An 18,074-nucleotide genomic window follows, 5' to 3' on the forward strand; every position below is an offset into this window, starting at 1 on the left:
CAGCAGAAAACATTTCATTTTTAAATTAAAAGCTTTAAAATAGGATATCCTTATATTTAATAATATTTTATTAATTCGTTATTTACTTATTAATTTCCTCCCTGTAACAGCTAATATCAAAAAAAGCATAAGTTAAACGTTTACCTTATATTAATATGAACTTTTTAAACTACGTTGCGTATAATAATACATTATTGCCAAGGGCAGACATGACCCAATCCAAGCCAAAGGATTAGCCAGACAAGCCCCAATATAACCATATATATTTACTAAAAACACAGCAGCTACTCCCCGCATTACAAGTTCCATTATCCCAGCAATAGTAGGAACAATACTCTGTCCTAATCCCTGAAGAGTAAAACGATAAATAAAAAGAAGTGACAATATTATGTAACTGACTCCATCAATAATCAAATAGAGCTGTCCGTATTCAACTACTTTTGGTTGTCCATCACCAACAAACTGCCTAAGCATATCTGGACCAAAATGTATTAAAAAAGCCCCTATAAAAATAGAAAAAATTCCTGACATCAAAATACACTTTTTAACGCCCTGATTTATCCGCTGAATTTTTCTTGCCCCATAATTCTGTGCCGTATATGCTGCCATTGCCATTCCAAAAGACATCATCGGCATAACAGCAATCATATCTATCTTCTGCGCGGCTGCATAACCGGCTACTGCAAATTCCCCCAAATTATTCAATGATACCTGAAGAATAATAGCTCCTAACGCTATTATAGAGGCCTGAAAGCCCATTGGCAAGCCTATTCTTAGATGTGCCCACACAAAAGCCGCGGTCGGCCAGCAATCTGATTTTTTTATATGCAGAACGGGCATTTTCTTTTTTATATACAGCAAACATAAAACAGCTGAAATTAGCTGACATATTACCGTAGCAGCAGCGGCTCCGACAATTCCCAATCCCCATACAGGAATAAATATAATTTCTAATCCGATATTGGCTGCACTACCAAAAATTAAAAAATATAAAGGTGTACGACTATCACCAAGCGCTCTTATAAGATTCATAAGCATATTAAACATTATTGTTACCGTAATACCACCATAAATCACACTGATAAAAGCATACGCCATAGGCAGAACTTCTGCTGGTGTCTGCATAAAGATAAGCATCGGTTTTGCCAGTAAGATGCCTACAACAGTCAGAACTACCGCCATAACAACACAAATAAGCATACAGGCCGCTGTACTTTTGCGTACCCCTGCTAGATCTCCAGCTCCAAACCTCTGCCCTGTATAAATAGCTACACCATTCGTAAACCCTAAAACAAATCCAATCATTAAAAACATCAGACAACCACTGCAGCCCACTGCCGCTAATGCACTTACACCTAAAAAGCGGCCAACTATAAGTGTATCTACCAATAAATACATCTGTTGAAAAATATTCCCTATTATCAAAGGTACAGAAAATGAAAATATCAGACCAGCCGGACCACCTGTAGTAAGATCTTTCGTCATAAAAATTCACCAATTCTTAGTTAAAATTATATCCAGATGGTAAATAAATATTTACCATCTGGATATAATAGCATAAAAAAAAATATATTGCAAAACTTTTTTATATTTTTTCTTGCATCGACCAATAAAAAAACACAACAATCTGAACCTCCCACGACTAAAGTCGCGGGGTTCCTGCTTCACGGATAGTTGCGCCAAAAGCACGTCTTATATTATCTCCACAGGCTATCCCCGTAGTTCCTACGGTTCTTATATATGTTATTACGCTGTTATGTTTAATATTCTTAGTCCTTCATTGCGAATGTTTATGGCGGCATTTATATCTCTGTCATGCTGGGCTTTACAGTTAGGACATTCCCATTTTCTTATAGTAAGATCTTTTATTTCTTTGTTCTGGTAACCACAATTATGGCACAGCTGGCTTGATGGATAGAATTTGTCTATTTGTACTATTTCTTTGCTATACCACTGAGCTTTATATTTTATCTGGCGGATAAATTCTGACCAGCTGGCATCTATAATACTTCGGGCAAGTTTGTGGTTTTTCAGCATGTTATTTATTTGTAAGTCTTCTAAGCAGATAACATCGTAGTTTTCTATAAGTTTATGAGATAGTTTATGCAGCATATCTTTTCGCTGATTTGCAATACGTGCCTGCAGCCTTGCCACTTTGATTCTTGCTTTATTTCTGTTTGAGCTGTCCTTTGTTTTTCGGGACAAGCTTTTTTGCAGTTTGGCAAGTTTTCGTAGTGACTGTTTCAGGTATTTATGATGGGGATGTTTATCGCCATCAGAGGTGATTGCAAATTCTTTTAGGCCAAGGTCGATACCGACATAGTTGTCAGTACGATTAAAAACAGGTTTTTCTATTTCTGTACAGCATAGGGATACAAAGTATTTACCATCAGGGGTTTGTGATATTACTGCGTTTAAGATTCTGCCCTGCGGTACTTGTTTATCTCTTATTTTTACTTTACCTAGTTTGGGAAGTTTTATTTTTGTTCCCAGAAATTCAATGTTGCTATTGGTAAAGTTTGTTTTGTAGGATTTATGCCTGTTTTTTTTGGTCTTGAATTTAGGAAAGCCAACTTTTTTATGTTTAAAAAAGTTCTGGTAAGCTGTATCGAGGTCTTTTAACGCGTTTTGTAAGGAACATTTATCTGGTTCTTTTAACCAGGTGTTTTCTTTTTTCAACTGCGTTAAATTACTGGAACATTTGGTATAGGTAAGTGTGGTTTTATCATTATTGTATGCTTTGATTCGCATGTCGAGATAGTGATTAAAAACATATCTTACGCAGCCAAATGTTTTTTGCAGCAGTAGTTCTTGTGTTTTGTTGGGGTATATCCTAAATTTGAAGGTTTTTTCCATGATTGCTCACTTTTCTTTTTATCTTTACAAGATTATTGCCTGATTATTTTAAACTTAACATGCAGGCTTTAGAAAAGCAAGTTCTTTGCAGTAACATATATAAGAGTCGTAAGTTCTTTTTTAGTCGTATGGGGGAGGTGTCGTTCACACGGGCTCGCTGCTTCCTATGCGGTTCTCTTATGAACTCCTTTATGTTTCCATAAAGCACAGACTATATCTTGTCCTTCGGCATTATCCGTTAAGGTCTGCCCACTTCCAGCCGCTTGGCTGTACTTCCCTCAAGAGGAATAGTCGTTGGGGATTCTCCTGTTCGGAGCTTTCCTGCTGATTGTCCATTTTCTTAGTGTTTAGGGTTTAACCTTGCACCATACAGCATATTTTTTTTACTTTCGTCGCCGTCACGTTTGAGCTTGTTTCATCTTAGCGTTGTGGCTATGCTGTCTTTAGGAGTTTCCAGCATTTCAGGCAGTATTGGATTGGTCTTTGCCAATCTCTATACGCATATTTCTATACATACTGACTAGTTTGGTCGCCTAACTCTGACTAATGTCACGAGTGTGCGGCTCCCATTTAATCAATATTTAAGATATTTTGTCACCCAAAAACGCAAATTTTCCTGAAGAGCCATTTCTGTATCAGCCAGTGCATTTGCCGACGGAGCCAGTTTTGTATAATGAAAAACACGTTTTTTATTTTCTATATAATCAGTCGGATAAGGAGTAACATGTATCCCTTCCTGCTTAAAATTCAACACAGCCCGTCGCATATGAAATGCCGATGTGACTAAAAGCGGCTCAACTAAATCATGTGCTGCTAATATCTTTGCTGAAAACACTGCATTTTGTTTTGTGTTAAGACTCTTATCTTCAACTAGTATTTTTTGTTTTGGCACTCCCAGATCCATTAAAATCCGCCTGGCTATAACTGCTTCTTTACCACTATCTTCATAGGCCTGCCCACCTGATACTAAAATAGGAACTCCCAGCCGCTCCTGCAGCCTTACTGCTGTCAGCAGTCGATTCGCCGGAACGCTACACAGCTGTCCGGTGCCGCTTACATCTGGTGTATCTAAAGTAGCCCCACCCCCGAGCATTATTATCGCATCACCTGTTGGATATACTGGTGGATTATATACATTTTCCAAATTACTCACTAACTTTTCTGCTATCCAGCCCGTCGATGCTAAATACAATACAAAGGTAATCGCAAAAATAATTACGGCAATATTTTTTTTTACATGGTTCCAGCAATATACTGCCAATAGAAAAAACACTACTATGAATATTCCTGGTGGCAGGACGAAACTAGCTCCAAATTTTAGCAAGTAGATCATTTATAATACTCCCCTACAAGGATATTTTAAATCAACAACGAAATAAAATAATATAGTTATTATATTATCACAAAATAACAAAACTTAGCAAAAGAGGCGTAATAATATGTTAATGAAAAAACAAGAAATTATTCGTACTGAAAAAAAAGCCGGCGGCAAGGGACATGTACTTATTGAACATCTGATTACTCCCACAGAAATGAAAGATAAATGCCAAATGTTTGCCAAAGTAACCTTAGAACCAGGCTGCTCCCTTGGTTATCACAAACACCAGGGTAATACTGAAACTTACCACGTAATAAAGGGGAGTGGTATCTATAATAACAATGGCAATGAAATAACTGTAAAAACAGGTGACACAACTTTTTGTCCTAATGGCGAATCACACGGCATCGAAAATATAAGCAGCAGTAATCTGGTATTTATTGCGCTTATAATTAATGACTAACTAACTAAATAATGTTCATGACATACCATAACAATTCATATATTATATGTTGCTAATTGCAGCAAAATAAAAATTTTTCAGGCCGCATGGAAAATAATATGATTGTTAAGAACAAAAGGAAGATAATATGCAGGATAATACATTAAATAATTTCAAAAAACATCTGCCACCATTTCCAGGAATCCAGGGAAAAGATGAATATATGAATGCCGCTGTCCTTGTTTTATTATTACCAATAAATAATGAATATCATCTGCTACTACAGAAAAGAAGCCCTCATATTTCCCAAGGTGGCGAAATATGTTTTCCCGGTGGCAAATACGATCCAAGACAAGATACCTCACTGCAGCATACTGCCCTGCGGGAAACGAGCGAAGAATTAGGCGTCTGCTCTGATAAAATTTCTATAATAGGACAAGCTGATACTTTAATTCTTCCCATAGGAAAAATTATTAACATTTTTATTGGTACAGCTGACTACATGCTCAAAGATTTAAAAATAAACAACGATGAAGTAGAACGGGCTTTTACACTTCCTATATCCTATTTTAAAAATAATCCACCGTCTGAATACAGTGTCTTAGTAAAAAATCATCCATCCTATTTTAATAATAAAAACCAACTCGTCGAATTACTGCCTACAAAAGAATTGGGATTACCATCACAATACGAAAAACCGTGGGGAAATCTTAGACATCATATTTATGTTTACAAAACATATGAAGGTATTATCTGGGGATTAACAGCGCGTATTATCCGCGATGTATGTACGAAGTTTTATCAATAAGTTTATAATACAGATTTTATATAATAAAAACTTCATTATAAATCCATCTATATAACTAAAAAAACAGTATTATTACACTACTATGGCATATTTATAGTGAATAATACTGTTTTTATTATAAAATAAACTTATTGTTTTTCTGGTAAAGCACCGACGGCCTGCAATTCATATATATAACGCCGTAAAGCATCATGCCAATCTGGCAGGTGTTTAAATCCAGCCTTATCTAATGACTTTTTACTCATTCGTGAATTCAGTGGACGCTTTGCCCTTGTGGGATAAGCACTGCTTGGCTGTCCTGTTACCCGTACTTTTAATCCAGCTGACATAAATATGTTCTCCGCAAATTCCGCCCACGAGCATATTCCTTCATTAGTCGCATGATAAATCCCATATTTATCACTTTGCACCATACTGCATAAAAGTGGTGCCAAATCTGCTGTATAAGTAGGTGAACCAATTTGGTCATCTACTATTGTCAAATTATTATGCGTTTTAGACAGATTCAGCATTGATCTTATAAAATTATGCCCATTTATCCCAAAAACCCATGATATACGAACAATAAAATATTTTTCTAATAAAGTTTCGACTATTCTTTCCCCGTCAAGTTTAGATTGTCCATACACATTCAACGGTTTTTTAGCATCATTTATCTCATAAAATTCTTCTCCATCACCAGGAAACACATAGTCAGTACTTATATATACCAGTTTAGCTCCTATACTGCAACAAGTCATTGCTATTGCTCTTACAGCATCTACATTTATTTTCCGGCACAGCCCAACCTCATCTTCGGCCTTGTCAACAGCAGTATATGCCGCACAATGAATAACCGCATCAGGTTTATAATTTATTATAAATTGACTTACAGCATCAGCATCAGTCAAGTCAAAATCACGGCGTACTGCCCCATAATAACTTATTTTACGCCGATCAAGTTCCCGGCATACATCAAATCCCAGCTGTCCTGAATATCCTGTAACCAAAATTTTCATCTTTTTTTATCCCCTAGCCATCCTAAAATATTATTATAACTAATAGTTTATCCTAAAATAGCCATTTGATCAATAAAAAGGGACAGAACACTCTTCATATAATTCAGAAATCTGAAGATGCATTGCTTTTGCCAGCTCATGTAAAACTAATACTGTAGGATTGCGATAGTTGTTTTCTATTGCACATATCATACTGACACTGACTCCCGACAATCGTGATAGATGCTGCTGTGTAAGACCATGTTTTATGCGTGCTTCCTTTATTTTATAATACAGCATATCAAATACTCCTCACAAAAATAAAATACAATTATTCATTGAAATAACATAAAAATAATTTTACTATTGTATATAAGTATATGCTCTATTGAAAATAAAAAAAATAACTCTAAAGTGTTATACTAAACTCATTATTGAAAATTTTCCTCACTTCTATATATACAGGAAGATCCTGTAGTTACCAAGTTGGTACAATTTTTTATATCCGCTGGCGTAACAAATAAAGCTTTATTAATTTGCAATTTTTGCAATTTTTCCTTGAGTGATATATCTGTGCTATTATTATTTGAAAGGATACAATAAAATCTGTCCACAAAATTAATTATATTTTGCACCAATACTGAGTCTGTATTGAGCATATTATTTACTTTTTCCCGATTCAATTGAACAAAATTATTTTTATGAAGAATTTTAACTAATTGAATTATGGATTCTTCATCATAGTACATTCTCTGTAATTTTGCAGAGAACTTATCCTGCTGTAAAAAATTATCACAGACAATATCTATTAAACCAGACCTACTATTATCGGATACAGCTACCTGCAAAGGATATGCCCCACCAGCATCCTGATAACATTGAAATACATACTGAGAACATATCATAGGTTTTTTACCGGGATGAAGGTATTGCTGGATAAAATTATCCAAAATAGTCGCACCCATCGCGAATATTTTACTAATCAATGAAACCGGCAGTAAATGAACAGGACAATCCCTATACAATAGTATCAATCCTACCATCACAAGACCTGGTATATCATAAGGTTCATCCTGCTCAATATAATTATATGCTGCCTTCATTACAGGATTTTTTTCAACAGGGATAAGCATGCGACGAATATAAACAGGTCGTGGATTCTTATTTTCCCGAAAATAACTACCATAGGCAGGAGTAATTTCGTGAACTGACAAACCTTTAAGCCCTTCATCAGAAAGACACGCAATTTTCTGGGATGATATTTTCCCCATATATAATGCAGCATGGCTGACATCGGATTTTGTTAAAAGAGCAATAGCTTTGGAAATCCACTCTGTATTAGGAGAATTAAAATCTACTTTAAAAAGAATGATATCGCCTGTAAGAAAATCATTAATTATTAAATCACCCATAAAAAACACTCCTTAACAATAATTAGTTTGTAATTTATATTAAAAAAGTTAAACAAATTCAGAAGTGACAATATGCAGCTTCTGCAGCATTTTTTTTATATAAAGCGCCAGATCTTCATTAGTAAACTGCAATATCGTATTTATATATTCATCGTCAACATTTACTTTATCGGCAAATTTCATAGCTGCATTTATGTTCCCTGACATATACAAGCAGCAAATATATAATAAGCTTTCAAAAATATGATTTTCCTGTACACAAAAATTTTCTTCCAAAAAATGTATTGCCTTATCATATTTTTTTAGACAGAAATATATTATTCCCACAGCAATAAGGTTATTTCCCTTATATTGATAATCAGCACATAGACTAAATGCTCTGTTTAACATATACTCAGCATCAGTTTTATCATTATTTAAAGCATAAATCTGTGCCAACATTAGATAGCATTCCTGAAATGAAGGATCTATAGACACAGCTTTTTGAAATAAATGTATTGCCCTGATACGATTTTTTTGCAATAAACAGTATAATCCCCGCACATAATATGACTTTGCATTATTCCTTGTGATCTGCGTGAGTTTTTTACAATATTGAGCCAATAGTATACTATCCTGCTCTGGATTTTTACTACAATTGGTTATTATTGCAAGATAACTGGCAATACAGCGGCTATATAGCCCAACAATATGTTCAGGACATATTGCCAAAATTTCATCCAAGAATTTCTTTGCGGCATTAATAGAAGTATTTGTTGACTCATTCAGTAAATGAATTGACAATATAAGTTTCTGAAATGTCGACTTTTCCGGCAGTCTTGCTATAACCTGATGGATTGCCTCTTTTTCTAATAAATGATATGTTAGTGACGCTGCTATCTGTTGTGCTGACAACTCAATAAGAGAATTACTGCTGTCTATAATAAAATTTTCATTCCACAGGTAATAATGTCTGGGATAAGTCTCCAAATATACCGATAATAACATTTTATTGCCTATTTTCTCAGTCTGACCGTAGACACGGTAATTTTCCTGGTTTTCATTAAGCTCGTAAGGTGACGAATTAGTACATACATAAAATAAGTCTTTTTGAATAAGAAACTTTAATAATTTATCCTGCAGCTGCAAAACCATATGTTTCATTTTTATAGAAACAGAATCGTGTATATTTTTAGAAAAATTATCAATAATTAATAAAGGAACACTATTTTTATCCTGCACTGCATTACCTTGCACTGACATAGCCGCCTCGGTACGATTAGTTACATCGAGTTTCTTATAAATGTGTTTAACATGTACTTTAACTGTATTCAGCGATAATTTCAAGGCACGACTTATTTCAATATTAGTATAACCATTACAAATACAAGTAAGAATTTCTGCTTCACGCTTGGTAAGATTTCTATTATTTATTTTCATGCTAAAATTACCCCCATATCATGATATAATTATCCTATAGATACATTAATTTTATCTTTTTCTATTTATTTTATAAATAAACCAATTTAATTCACCATAGTAAAAACTAACAAACTTATAATACATTATAGATAGAATGTTTTGATATTATTATATATTTAGGAGGTTTTATTATGGCTGAATTTACTGTTGATATCCCCGTGGGTCCTATTTTTAATCAGGAAGAAGCAAAAAAGAAATGTCCTATTGCTTGTGCTGCACATCTTGGGAGATGGAATGGAGAATGGAATACTGTAATAACTTGTGAAATGAGTGTATGCGGCTGCGTTTTTGATGTTCCATCCCAAGGAGCAGAATCATATACTATGGATGTCTTAGCAGGCCCTATCTTCAATCAGGAAGATGCCGCTGAAAAATGTCCCATAGTATGTGCTTCATATGGCGGAACCTGGAATGGCCAGTGGACTACCGTTATAGATGGCAAAATGAGCGTATGCGGCTGTACATTTAAAGTAAAATAAGTATATTTATCTTAGGAGGTCAGACGATGGCTATTGAAGTAGAAAAAATATCATGTGTCAACAGCGCCGCATTCGTTATGGAATTCAAGGTAAAATATGCTGATGAAGATGGTAATGAACTAAATGCCGACTGGTCCAGTGGAAAATATCCTGTAGGTCAGTCAAGAACCTGTGATCTAGCAGAATTATCTCATCCCATACCAGAAGGAGCCCCAATTTGGATCCAAGTTCATGCGATACTGGGAAAAACTAAAACAAGTAATACCCATAAGTTTTTTTATAAAAAAAATAAGCAAAGTGCAAGTTTCAAAGTAACAGGAACGACACTTAATTTTTCCATACATGAGTTATAATATTATATTGTAAAATATATTTTCTATAACTATTTTACACATATACTCACTGTTATAAAAACATAAAACAGACTTTGTTTTAACAAAGCCTGTTTTATATTTTTATTAAAAATACATATTTTAACAGGCATTTCCGTTAATTCAAGGGATATTACTTAATATACTGAATAAGCATATATTACCAAAATATTAACGCTAAATTTTCTTACTCATTAATATTTGTAGATAGATTATATTTCTCAATATATAATAATTTTCTACTAAATAAATGAATATACATATATTATAACAATATATGTAATAATTTTCTATTTATTATTACATACTTAATTAAAAAATATTATTGCGTTAAAAAACCTTAGTGTGTCTTATAATAGTTATAAAAAATAATGAGCTGTTTGTATATTACAGACAAACATTTGCTCTCTTAATTTATATAACAAAATTTCTGAAAAGGAATAAACAAAACATATGAGTATAATTCTAAATGGAAAATTTATTGATGGCTGCGAATGCCGGGGAAACATGCTATTTCGTGGTGAAAAATTATTACCTGGTGAGTGCCTGATAAGTGCCAACAGAAAATTTGCAGCGGTAATGCAAAAAACGGGAAATTTTATCATATGCAATACACAAAAAATATTATGGGAATCGGTTTTACCCTTGACCAACTGCATTGAATTTCATGATATTACTGGAATCATACGGATATGCAGCAGCAAACAATATACTATTGATAATAATAAAGCAGAAATACTTTTAATGCGCAATGATGGTAATTTAGCAGCTTATAAAAAACATATATGTATATGGGTATCCAATACAGCAGAAAAAATACAGGAAAATTTTTTTGAAATAATTAACATTAATCTAGCTGAAAATAGTATAAAAAATAAGTCTGGATATTAATTTCCCAGACTTATTTCTCTGTTGTTCAGGCAACAATTTATTAAAATTATAAATGGTTATTCAGCTATTCCCGGATGAGTCATTTGTTCCGGTGAAAGAATATGTTCCAATTTTTTCTTGGGCAACAATCCCTTGCGCAAAACTATTTCACGAATAGGTTTACCTGTTGTATAAGCTTCTTTAGCCAATATTGCGGAGTTTTCATAGCCAATATGCGGCAGCAATGCTGTTATTATGCCTACACTATTATCAAGCCAACTATGACATTGTTTTTCGTTAGGCTGCAAATCAATAAGAAGTTTATCAATAAAAGTATTAACTGCATTTGTTAAATAATTCATTGAATTAAATATGTTGAAGGCCATTATCGGTTCCATTACATTTAATTCAAACTGACCATTTTCAACACCAAGACTTACCGCCATATCATTGGCAATCACCTGATAACAAGTTTGATCAAGAACCTCTGCTATTACGGGATTAACCTTCCCTGGCATTATGGAAGACCCCGGCTGACGAGCAGGAAGTTTTAATTCATTAAGTCCACAGCGGGGTCCAGAAGCCATTAGGCGAAAATCATTAGCCATTTTTATCAACACCAGCGCCGTCACTTTTAAAGCAGATGATACATCGGCAAAACCATCCGTATTATTAGTTGTGTCAATAAGATTATCTGCCGTAATAAATGTTTCACCGGTAACTTTTGAAAGAGTTATAGCAACATCCTTTATATATGCCGGCTCTGCATTAAGTCCCGTCCCTACTGCTGTAGCACCTAAATTTATCGTATGAATAGATGAAACAGCACTTTTAATACGATTTATACCACGACGCACTGACGAAGCATAAGATCCCATTTCCTGTCCCAAGGTAATTGGTACCGCGTCCTGCAAATGAGTTCGTCCCATTTTCAGAATGTTCTTGTAATCTTCAGCTTTTTTATCCAATTCAACAGCTAATCGAGTGAGAGCTGCTATAAGTTTTTTACTCTTATGGCTTATACATACTTTAATCCCTGTGGGCAGAGTATCATTAGTCGATTGGGCCATATTAGCATGATTATTAGGAGAAATAATATCATACCGACCCTTTTTTTCGCCAATAATTTCCAAAGCACGATTGGAAAGGACTTCGTTCATATTCATATTAATAGAAGTCCCCGCTCCACCTTGAATAGGATCTACAGGAAATTGATCAAGCATTTTACCCGCTATTATTTCATCAGCCGCCTGAATCAAGGCCTTACCAATTTTTTTATCCATCCGTCCAGTCTCTAAATTAGCCATGGCCGCCGCTTTTTTTACCTCTGCAATTGCCTGCACAAACTCAGGATCAATAGTTTGACCTGTTATATGAAAGTTCTCTTTGGCCCGTAAGGTCTGTACACCGTAATATACATCATCAGGTACTTCTAATTCTCCTATAAAGTCACGTTCTTTTCTCATTTTTAGTTCACCTTTCTTAAATTATTTTAAATGAGTCTTTATAATAGGAAATGTTTTGTAAAAATTTGTACCTCAAATCTAGTTTCAAATACTTTTTGTATACAAAATACAAAATTCATTAACATTGTATAATATAACTTGATCAATAGCAATGCATTTTAATTTTTTTATTAAAAAAATCCTACAAATTTCATCCATGGTAATCCAATAAGTAGCCAAACAATTATATGCAGTGTAGACATAAGAAAACCTATTTTCCACCATTTACCCTGACTCATAAAGTTAGCATTAAAAAATATTGGCGTTACTCCACAGCCATAGTGTGTAAGAAATGAACAACTGTTTGCTAAAACACTAAAAACTATTAATACTCCCAAGGCAGGGGCTCCAGCAGCAATCAATATTGTGGAAAAAGCTGCGAATAATGCCATAATATGTGCGCTATTACTGGCTAAACCATAATGCAGATAAACATAAACTATTGCCAATATGATAAGCATTAGCATCCATGATGTGCCTGCAAGGCTTATCCCAATAGTCCGAGCCAGATATTTCATCAGACCAAATTTAGCTAGATAAGCTGCCATATTCACAAGTACTCCCATCCAGATCAATGCATCCCAAGCATTTTTTTGTTGCAGCACATCATCCCATTCCAAAATATGCACTGCCAGCATCGCACTAAGTCCCAATAAAGCAACAAAAGCTGAATTTATACCATGCAATGATGCTGTGGCCCAAAGCAATAATGCAGCAAAAAAAATTATACATAGCATTTTTTCAGATAATGACATTTTGCCCATTTTTTTTAGATGTTCTGCCGCCAATGACTTTGTTTTCGGGGTGTCTTTTAATTCAGGATTTATAATTTTATATAAAAGCCACGGCGTAAATAATGCTAAAAAAAGTCCTGGAAATATGCAGGCAATAAACCAATCCGACCATGTTATGGTAATATTAAATAAACTTTTTGCCAATGATACTGCCAAAGCATTATTAGAAGCACCTGTAAGGAAAATACAAGCTGAAGTGATAACAGCACAATACGAGCTGTAGATTAAAAATGCTCCAGTGCGCTGGTTTTCTTTTTGTCCTGGCTCAGCTCCGATAGTCGAGCATATACTACGCACAATGGGAAATATAATACCACCGCCACGGGCTGTATTTGATGGCGTAAATGGTGCAATTATGAAATCTGCTGCACTCATAACATAAGCCACGCGAAGTGTACTACTGCCAAATTTTTTTAATAACAAATATGCTATACGTCGTCCCAAACCTGTTTTTATAAAACCTTCAGCAAACATAAATGCTGATACAATAAGCCATATCGTTGTATTGCTGAATCCAGCCAGAGCCTGCCCTGGCTTCAGCACGTGTAGTATTACCGATGCTGTACAAGCAATTATAGCAACAGCACCAATCGGCAGTGGCTGGAGAATAAAACCAGCAATAGTAGCGACAAATATTGCCAATAAATGCCATGCTTCTGGTCTTATACCTAAAGGAACAGGAAAGAACCATAATATTATACCGACAACAATACACATGAGTCCGCGGATTAAAACAGTTGTTAAACACCTTTTTTTAGCCATTATAAATCTCCTTTACTTTTATTGGTATACTGCTACATTTATATATATTCCCACAACTATAAAATACGACATAAATCTACAGTTTATTTAGACAATTTATATATTTATTTTTTATCAGTGTATTTATAATAAAATCACTTTAAAATTAAATATTAATTATGTTAGAATAAATATAATGCATTTTTCATATTAATTTATATGCCTTATATATTCTCTATAAAAAAATTAATCTGGGGAGATTATTAATGTTTATAAAGCAAAAACGCAATCTAATGCTTTTTATTCTTATGCTTTTCCTAGTTCCTTTAGCAGGAGAATTAAAACTTCATCCATTCGGCGGCTGCTTTGCTGCATTCCAGGTGAGCTTAGGCTCACCTGTTTTCCTGCTGTTTATCTTGCTAATCCATAAAATTTCCTTAACTGTAATAGGAGTTTGTACCGGCATATCGGTCGTAATATTTAGAGCATTATTAGATAATTTTTGCTTCGGTATAGAAATAAAAAATGCATTTTTAACCCATGCTGCCACTTTTTTTTATTATTTTGTTTATGCTGGATGTTTCATTTTTGTTAGATTTGATAAAAAATGTCTGTATAATAAATCTTTGCAAATAGTCATTTGTTCAATTTTTGCTGAAATATCGGCTAGTATTACTGAATTAACAGTAGTTTGTTTTTTATTCCATCACTCTATATTTATTATTACATTTAAAATACTGCTAAAAATAATGTTAATAGCCATCCTGCGATGTTTATTTATATTGAGTTTTTTCTTTTTAGCGCAAATATATGTTATGGAAAGTAAAATGCATCAGGAACATAAAGAACGGGAAAGAATACTCTTATTGATAACTGATATTTACAATGAAGTCATACAACTCAATAAATCACAGGAAAATGCTGAAACAATAACACGTGATTGTTACAAAGTTTATGAACAACTACACCGTGATGCTACAAACAGCAGAGAAAAAGCTATGGCACAAAAAGTTTTGTCCATAGCCGGAGCTATGCATGAAATGAAAAAGGATAACCAGCGAATATATGCTGGTTTTGTTACCCTTATGGACAATCGCAGTAATAAATTAGATAATTACATGTCAGCAGAAAGTATAGGACAATTTGCCATTGATATCCACCAACGCTACGCCAAAGCTTTAGGCAAAACCATTGATTTTTCTTTAAAAACATCGCCATCTATGCCTTCATTTCATGTATACACAATATTATCTTTGGTAAATAACTTAATTTCCAATGCCGTAGAAGCTATAAATAAAAAAGGAACAATAAAATTATTATTAATGAATAAAAATGATATGCTATATATATGTGTTATTAACACAGGAAGTTTTATTACTACAGAAAAATTAGATCTGGTTTTTCAAGCTGGCTATACAACAAAATTTGATATTAATGGGGCGGCATCTGCCGGCGTAGGTTTATCTTATGTAAAAAGCCATGCCGAAAGATTAGGGGGGACAGCCACTATCAGTTCAAATGGTATAAATACCGTTAAATGCGCTATATATATTCCCATAAATAAACTAAAAAAGGATGATTTATTATGCGGTTCATGCTAATAGATGATGATAAGGCAACTCGTTTTATGCTACAGGATATTATTGAAGATTATGCTTTGGGTGAAGTAGTAGAATCAGTTGGCAGTGCCATAGGTATTGATAGTGATTTTCTAAAATTGAAGAAAATAGATATTTTGATTATTGATATGCTGATGCCGGACAGAGATGGGATACAAACTACCAAGGCACTGAAAAAAAACTTTCCTGGTAAAATAATTATGCTGTCACAAGTTGAGAATAAAGATATGATCGGCAATGCTTACAATTCTGGTATAGATTATTATATAACAAAGCCGCTCAACCGTAATGAAGTTATAGGCGTCATACGCACCGTTAGTGAGCATACCTGTTTAAAAAATTTCGTAAATAATATTGAAAATGATCTTCATGTAATTTTAAAATTTGACCATCATAGCGATAACTCTATATATCCTGCCAAAAATACAATAACTACCAATGGCCAAATAATATTACGTGATCTTGGCATAGATGGTGAATGCGGCGGACAAGATTTTTTATTGGCACTTAACTGGTTAGAAAAAAATATTGGCAGTAGAATAGATAAATTTCCTTCTTTAAATATACTTTTTACCGAATTAGCACAGGAAAATAACAGTAAAAATCCTACGAAAGATATAAAAACTATGGAGCAAAGGCTGCGGCGTACTATTTTCCAAGCAGCAGTGAATATAGCATCTATCGGTATTGTAGATTGTACCAATCCCAAATTTGACGATTATGCATCCCGCTATTTTGATTTAGGTGAAATTTATGGACTCATGCGAAGACTAGAACATGGTGAAAAACCAAAAATTTCCCATATGCACATAAACAGCAAAAAATTCATCCGTACTTTATATATAGAAAGCAACAAACAAGAAAAATGAACCTTTATGATATAAGCAAATGTTATTTTATTGCTTGAAGATTATATGCATGATACAATATTCTTAAAATTATTACACTATATATTTTTTAACCATTTAATACAAGGAGAAAAATTTTATGCAGTTAAACAAAAAAATTGCCGATATAGTTGATAAAATGCAAAAAGATTTAATAAAAAGACGCCGTGATCTACATAAATATCCTGAACCAGGTTGGACAGAATTTCGTACTGCATCTTTAGTCGCAAAGGAATTAACCGAATTAGGTTATATTGTACAAACTGGCACAGATGCCATAAAGCCTTCTTCCATGATGGGAGTTCCTGCTGTATCTATATTAAAAACAGCACAAAAAAGAGCCCTTCAGCAGGGTGCTGATGCAAATTGGGTAAAAAAAATGACCGGCGGGCTTACCGGTATTGTTGCAACAATGCAGTTTTCATCTAATGGTCCTATAGTAGCAATACGTTTTGATATGGATTCAAATGATGTTTCAGAAATTAAATCTGTTGATCATCGACCCTATAGAGAAGGTTTTGCTTCTGTAAATGAAAATGCTATGCATGCTTGCGGACATGATGGGCATACTACAGTCGGATTGGCTGTAGCTGAAATATTAGCAGAACTAAAAAATGACCTGAAAGGTACAATAAAATTAATTTTTCAGCCTGCGGAAGAAGGTGTACGCGGTGCCAGAGCCATGGTAGAAAATGGTGATGTTGACGATGTGGATTATATGTTAGGCGCACACTTCGGTTTCAAAATGAAAAAAACTGGCAGTATTGCCTGTAATGTAAAAGGGTTTTTAGCTACCAGTAAATACGATGTAAGCTATAAAGGTATTCCTGCACATGCTGGTGCAGCTCCCGAGAAAGGCAAAAATGCATTACTAGCAGCATGTTGTGCAGTTCTCAATTTACACGCTATTTCTCGCCATTCGGAAGGAGTTTCACGAATCAACGTGGGTACTATAGAAGCAGGCAGCGGCAGAAATGTTATTGGTGACAAAGCCTTGATAAAATTGGAAACACGTGGTGGCACCAGTAACATAAACGAATATATGGAAAATGAAGCATTAAGAATAGTTAAAGCTGCCGCACAAATGTATGATGTTGAAGTGCAAATAGAAAAAGTAGGCGGAGCGGCAGGAGCCAACAATACACCTGAATTAGCCCAATATATACAAAAAGAAGCACACGCCTTAAATATATTTGATACCATTGTTGATAATTGTGATTTTGGTGCTAGTGAAGATTTTTCTTATTTCATGGAACGAGTGCAAAAAAACGGGGGACAAGCTGCTTATATAATGATTGGAGCTGACCTTGCCGCTGGCCATCACGATTCGCGATTTGATTTTGACGAAAAAGCATTAGGATATGCCGTAAAGATAATATCCAGTACAGCAACAGGCCTTTTACTAATGGATAATATATTGAATAATTAATTTGCAGTAGCAGCTAATATAAATACAATAAAAATACTACTTATTATATTTACAAAATATCGCAAAAAAAACCACTGAGTTTCCTGGATTAAGAGAAGAACTTGC

At 34.2% G+C, this 18,074-nt stretch carries 17 protein-coding genes; 8 read left to right on the plus strand and 9 right to left on the minus strand.

Annotation, left to right across the window (positions count from 1 at the left end):
- Window positions 1–150 precede the first annotated feature (150 nt).
- The 3 genes from I6760_RS01715 to I6760_RS01725 form a co-directional block, all read right to left on the minus strand.
- The gene (locus I6760_RS01715) at window positions 151–1,485 is read right to left on the minus strand and encodes an MATE family efflux transporter (RefSeq protein ID WP_196592796.1); all 1,335 of its coding nucleotides are present in this window, start codon (window positions 1,483–1,485) and stop codon (window positions 151–153) included.
- A 261-nt stretch (window positions 1,486–1,746) separates the two neighbouring features.
- On the minus strand, window positions 1,747–2,856 hold the full coding sequence (tnpB, locus tag I6760_RS01720) for an IS200/IS605 family element RNA-guided endonuclease TnpB (RefSeq protein WP_196592797.1): 1,110 nt from the start codon (window positions 2,854–2,856) through the stop codon (window positions 1,747–1,749).
- 574 nt (window positions 2,857–3,430) lie between these two features.
- Window positions 3,431–4,189 (minus strand): YdcF family protein, encoded by a 759-nt coding sequence (locus tag I6760_RS01725; RefSeq protein ID WP_196592798.1) that lies wholly within the window; start codon window positions 4,187–4,189, stop codon window positions 3,431–3,433.
- 106 nt (window positions 4,190–4,295) lie between these two features.
- On the opposite strand from I6760_RS01725, the gene I6760_RS01730 reads away from it, so the two are divergent.
- Both I6760_RS01730 and I6760_RS01735 read left to right on the plus strand, forming a co-directional pair.
- Complete coding sequence (locus I6760_RS01730; RefSeq protein WP_196592799.1) at window positions 4,296–4,637, plus strand: cupin domain-containing protein; 342 nt, start codon at window positions 4,296–4,298, stop codon at window positions 4,635–4,637.
- 127 nt (window positions 4,638–4,764) lie between these two features.
- Entirely contained in the window at window positions 4,765–5,424 is a 660-nt protein-coding gene (locus I6760_RS01735; protein ID WP_196592800.1) for an NUDIX hydrolase, read from the plus strand.
- A gap of 128 nt (window positions 5,425–5,552) precedes the next feature.
- On the opposite strand, the gene rfbD is transcribed toward I6760_RS01735, so the two are convergent.
- The 4 genes from rfbD to I6760_RS01755 form a co-directional block, all read right to left on the minus strand.
- A complete protein-coding gene (gene rfbD / locus I6760_RS01740) occupies window positions 5,553–6,422 on the minus strand; it encodes a dTDP-4-dehydrorhamnose reductase (protein ID WP_196592801.1) in 870 nt (289 codons plus the stop codon).
- A 69-nt stretch (window positions 6,423–6,491) separates the two neighbouring features.
- The gene (locus tag I6760_RS01745) at window positions 6,492–6,701 is read right to left on the minus strand and encodes a helix-turn-helix domain-containing protein (RefSeq protein WP_196592802.1); all 210 of its coding nucleotides are present in this window, start codon (window positions 6,699–6,701) and stop codon (window positions 6,492–6,494) included.
- 131 nt (window positions 6,702–6,832) lie between these two features.
- A complete protein-coding gene (locus tag I6760_RS01750) occupies window positions 6,833–7,813 on the minus strand; it encodes a hypothetical protein (protein ID WP_196592803.1) in 981 nt (326 codons plus the stop codon).
- Window positions 7,814–7,861: 48 nt separating this feature from the next.
- Complete coding sequence (locus I6760_RS01755; protein ID WP_196592804.1) at window positions 7,862–9,232, minus strand: helix-turn-helix domain-containing protein; 1,371 nt, start codon at window positions 9,230–9,232, stop codon at window positions 7,862–7,864.
- A gap of 173 nt (window positions 9,233–9,405) precedes the next feature.
- Here I6760_RS01755 and I6760_RS01760 point away from each other — a divergent pair, with 173 nt between their 5' ends.
- From I6760_RS01760 to I6760_RS01770, 3 genes are all read left to right on the plus strand, one after another.
- Entirely contained in the window at window positions 9,406–9,753 is a 348-nt protein-coding gene (locus I6760_RS01760; RefSeq protein WP_196592805.1) for a mannan-binding lectin, read from the plus strand.
- Between the two features lie 26 nt (window positions 9,754–9,779).
- Window positions 9,780–10,106, plus strand: coding sequence for a hypothetical protein (locus tag I6760_RS01765; protein ID WP_196592806.1), 327 nt, complete (start codon window positions 9,780–9,782; stop codon window positions 10,104–10,106).
- A gap of 471 nt (window positions 10,107–10,577) precedes the next feature.
- Complete coding sequence (locus I6760_RS01770) at window positions 10,578–11,015, plus strand: hypothetical protein (protein ID WP_196592807.1); 438 nt, start codon at window positions 10,578–10,580, stop codon at window positions 11,013–11,015.
- A 56-nt stretch (window positions 11,016–11,071) separates the two neighbouring features.
- On the opposite strand, the gene I6760_RS01775 is transcribed toward I6760_RS01770, so the two are convergent.
- Complete coding sequence (locus I6760_RS01775) at window positions 11,072–12,460, minus strand: aspartate ammonia-lyase (RefSeq protein ID WP_196592808.1); 1,389 nt, start codon at window positions 12,458–12,460, stop codon at window positions 11,072–11,074.
- Window positions 12,461–12,630: 170 nt separating this feature from the next.
- Window positions 12,631–14,055 carry a DASS family sodium-coupled anion symporter gene (locus tag I6760_RS01780; RefSeq protein WP_196592809.1) on the minus strand — a complete coding sequence of 475 codons (1,425 nt, stop codon included), beginning with the start codon at window positions 14,053–14,055 and terminating at the stop codon, window positions 12,631–12,633.
- A 245-nt stretch (window positions 14,056–14,300) separates the two neighbouring features.
- Here I6760_RS01780 and I6760_RS01785 point away from each other — a divergent pair, with 245 nt between their 5' ends.
- The 3 genes from I6760_RS01785 (at window position 14,301) to I6760_RS01795 (ending at window position 17,969) form a co-directional block, all read left to right on the plus strand.
- Window positions 14,301–15,635: a sensor histidine kinase gene (locus I6760_RS01785; protein ID WP_196592810.1), complete on the plus strand. Its 1,335-nt coding sequence runs from the start codon at window positions 14,301–14,303 to the stop codon at window positions 15,633–15,635.
- Entirely contained in the window at window positions 15,620–16,522 is a 903-nt protein-coding gene (locus I6760_RS01790) for a DNA-binding domain-containing protein (protein ID WP_196592811.1), read from the plus strand. The genes I6760_RS01785 and I6760_RS01790 overlap by 16 nt, the downstream gene beginning before the upstream one ends.
- Window positions 16,523–16,640: 118 nt before the next feature.
- Window positions 16,641–17,969 carry an amidohydrolase gene (locus I6760_RS01795; protein ID WP_196592812.1) on the plus strand — a complete coding sequence of 443 codons (1,329 nt, stop codon included), beginning with the start codon at window positions 16,641–16,643 and terminating at the stop codon, window positions 17,967–17,969.
- Window positions 17,970–18,074: the final 105 nt, after the last annotated feature.

The organism is Pectinatus sottacetonis (assembly GCF_015732155.1).
GTDB lineage: Bacteria > Bacillota > Negativicutes > Selenomonadales > Selenomonadaceae > Pectinatus > Pectinatus sottacetonis.

Excerpts from the sequence above, each read along its gene's own strand:
- I6760_RS01715 (WP_196592796.1), bottom strand. The coding sequence starts at position 1,485 with ATGACGAAAGATCTTACTACAGGTGGTCCGGCTGGTCTGATATTTTCA.
- tnpB (WP_196592797.1), bottom strand. The coding sequence starts at position 2,856 with ATGGAAAAAACCTTCAAATTTAGGATATACCCCAACAAAACACAAGAA.
- I6760_RS01725 (WP_196592798.1), bottom strand. The coding sequence starts at position 4,189 with ATGATCTACTTGCTAAAATTTGGAGCTAGTTTCGTCCTGCCACCAGGA.
- I6760_RS01730 (WP_196592799.1), top strand. The coding sequence starts at position 4,296 with ATGTTAATGAAAAAACAAGAAATTATTCGTACTGAAAAAAAAGCCGGC.
- I6760_RS01735 (WP_196592800.1), top strand. The coding sequence starts at position 4,765 with ATGCAGGATAATACATTAAATAATTTCAAAAAACATCTGCCACCATTT.
- rfbD (WP_196592801.1), bottom strand. The coding sequence starts at position 6,422 with ATGAAAATTTTGGTTACAGGATATTCAGGACAGCTGGGATTTGATGTA.
- I6760_RS01745 (WP_196592802.1), bottom strand. The coding sequence starts at position 6,701 with ATGCTGTATTATAAAATAAAGGAAGCACGCATAAAACATGGTCTTACA.
- I6760_RS01750 (WP_196592803.1), bottom strand. The coding sequence starts at position 7,813 with ATGGGTGATTTAATAATTAATGATTTTCTTACAGGCGATATCATTCTT.
- I6760_RS01755 (WP_196592804.1), bottom strand. The coding sequence starts at position 9,232 with ATGAAAATAAATAATAGAAATCTTACCAAGCGTGAAGCAGAAATTCTT.
- I6760_RS01760 (WP_196592805.1), top strand. The coding sequence starts at position 9,406 with ATGGCTGAATTTACTGTTGATATCCCCGTGGGTCCTATTTTTAATCAG.
- I6760_RS01765 (WP_196592806.1), top strand. The coding sequence starts at position 9,780 with ATGGCTATTGAAGTAGAAAAAATATCATGTGTCAACAGCGCCGCATTC.
- I6760_RS01770 (WP_196592807.1), top strand. The coding sequence starts at position 10,578 with ATGAGTATAATTCTAAATGGAAAATTTATTGATGGCTGCGAATGCCGG.
- I6760_RS01775 (WP_196592808.1), bottom strand. The coding sequence starts at position 12,460 with ATGAGAAAAGAACGTGACTTTATAGGAGAATTAGAAGTACCTGATGAT.
- I6760_RS01780 (WP_196592809.1), bottom strand. The coding sequence starts at position 14,055 with ATGGCTAAAAAAAGGTGTTTAACAACTGTTTTAATCCGCGGACTCATG.
- I6760_RS01785 (WP_196592810.1), top strand. The coding sequence starts at position 14,301 with ATGTTTATAAAGCAAAAACGCAATCTAATGCTTTTTATTCTTATGCTT.
- I6760_RS01790 (WP_196592811.1), top strand. The coding sequence starts at position 15,620 with ATGCGGTTCATGCTAATAGATGATGATAAGGCAACTCGTTTTATGCTA.
- I6760_RS01795 (WP_196592812.1), top strand. The coding sequence starts at position 16,641 with ATGCAGTTAAACAAAAAAATTGCCGATATAGTTGATAAAATGCAAAAA.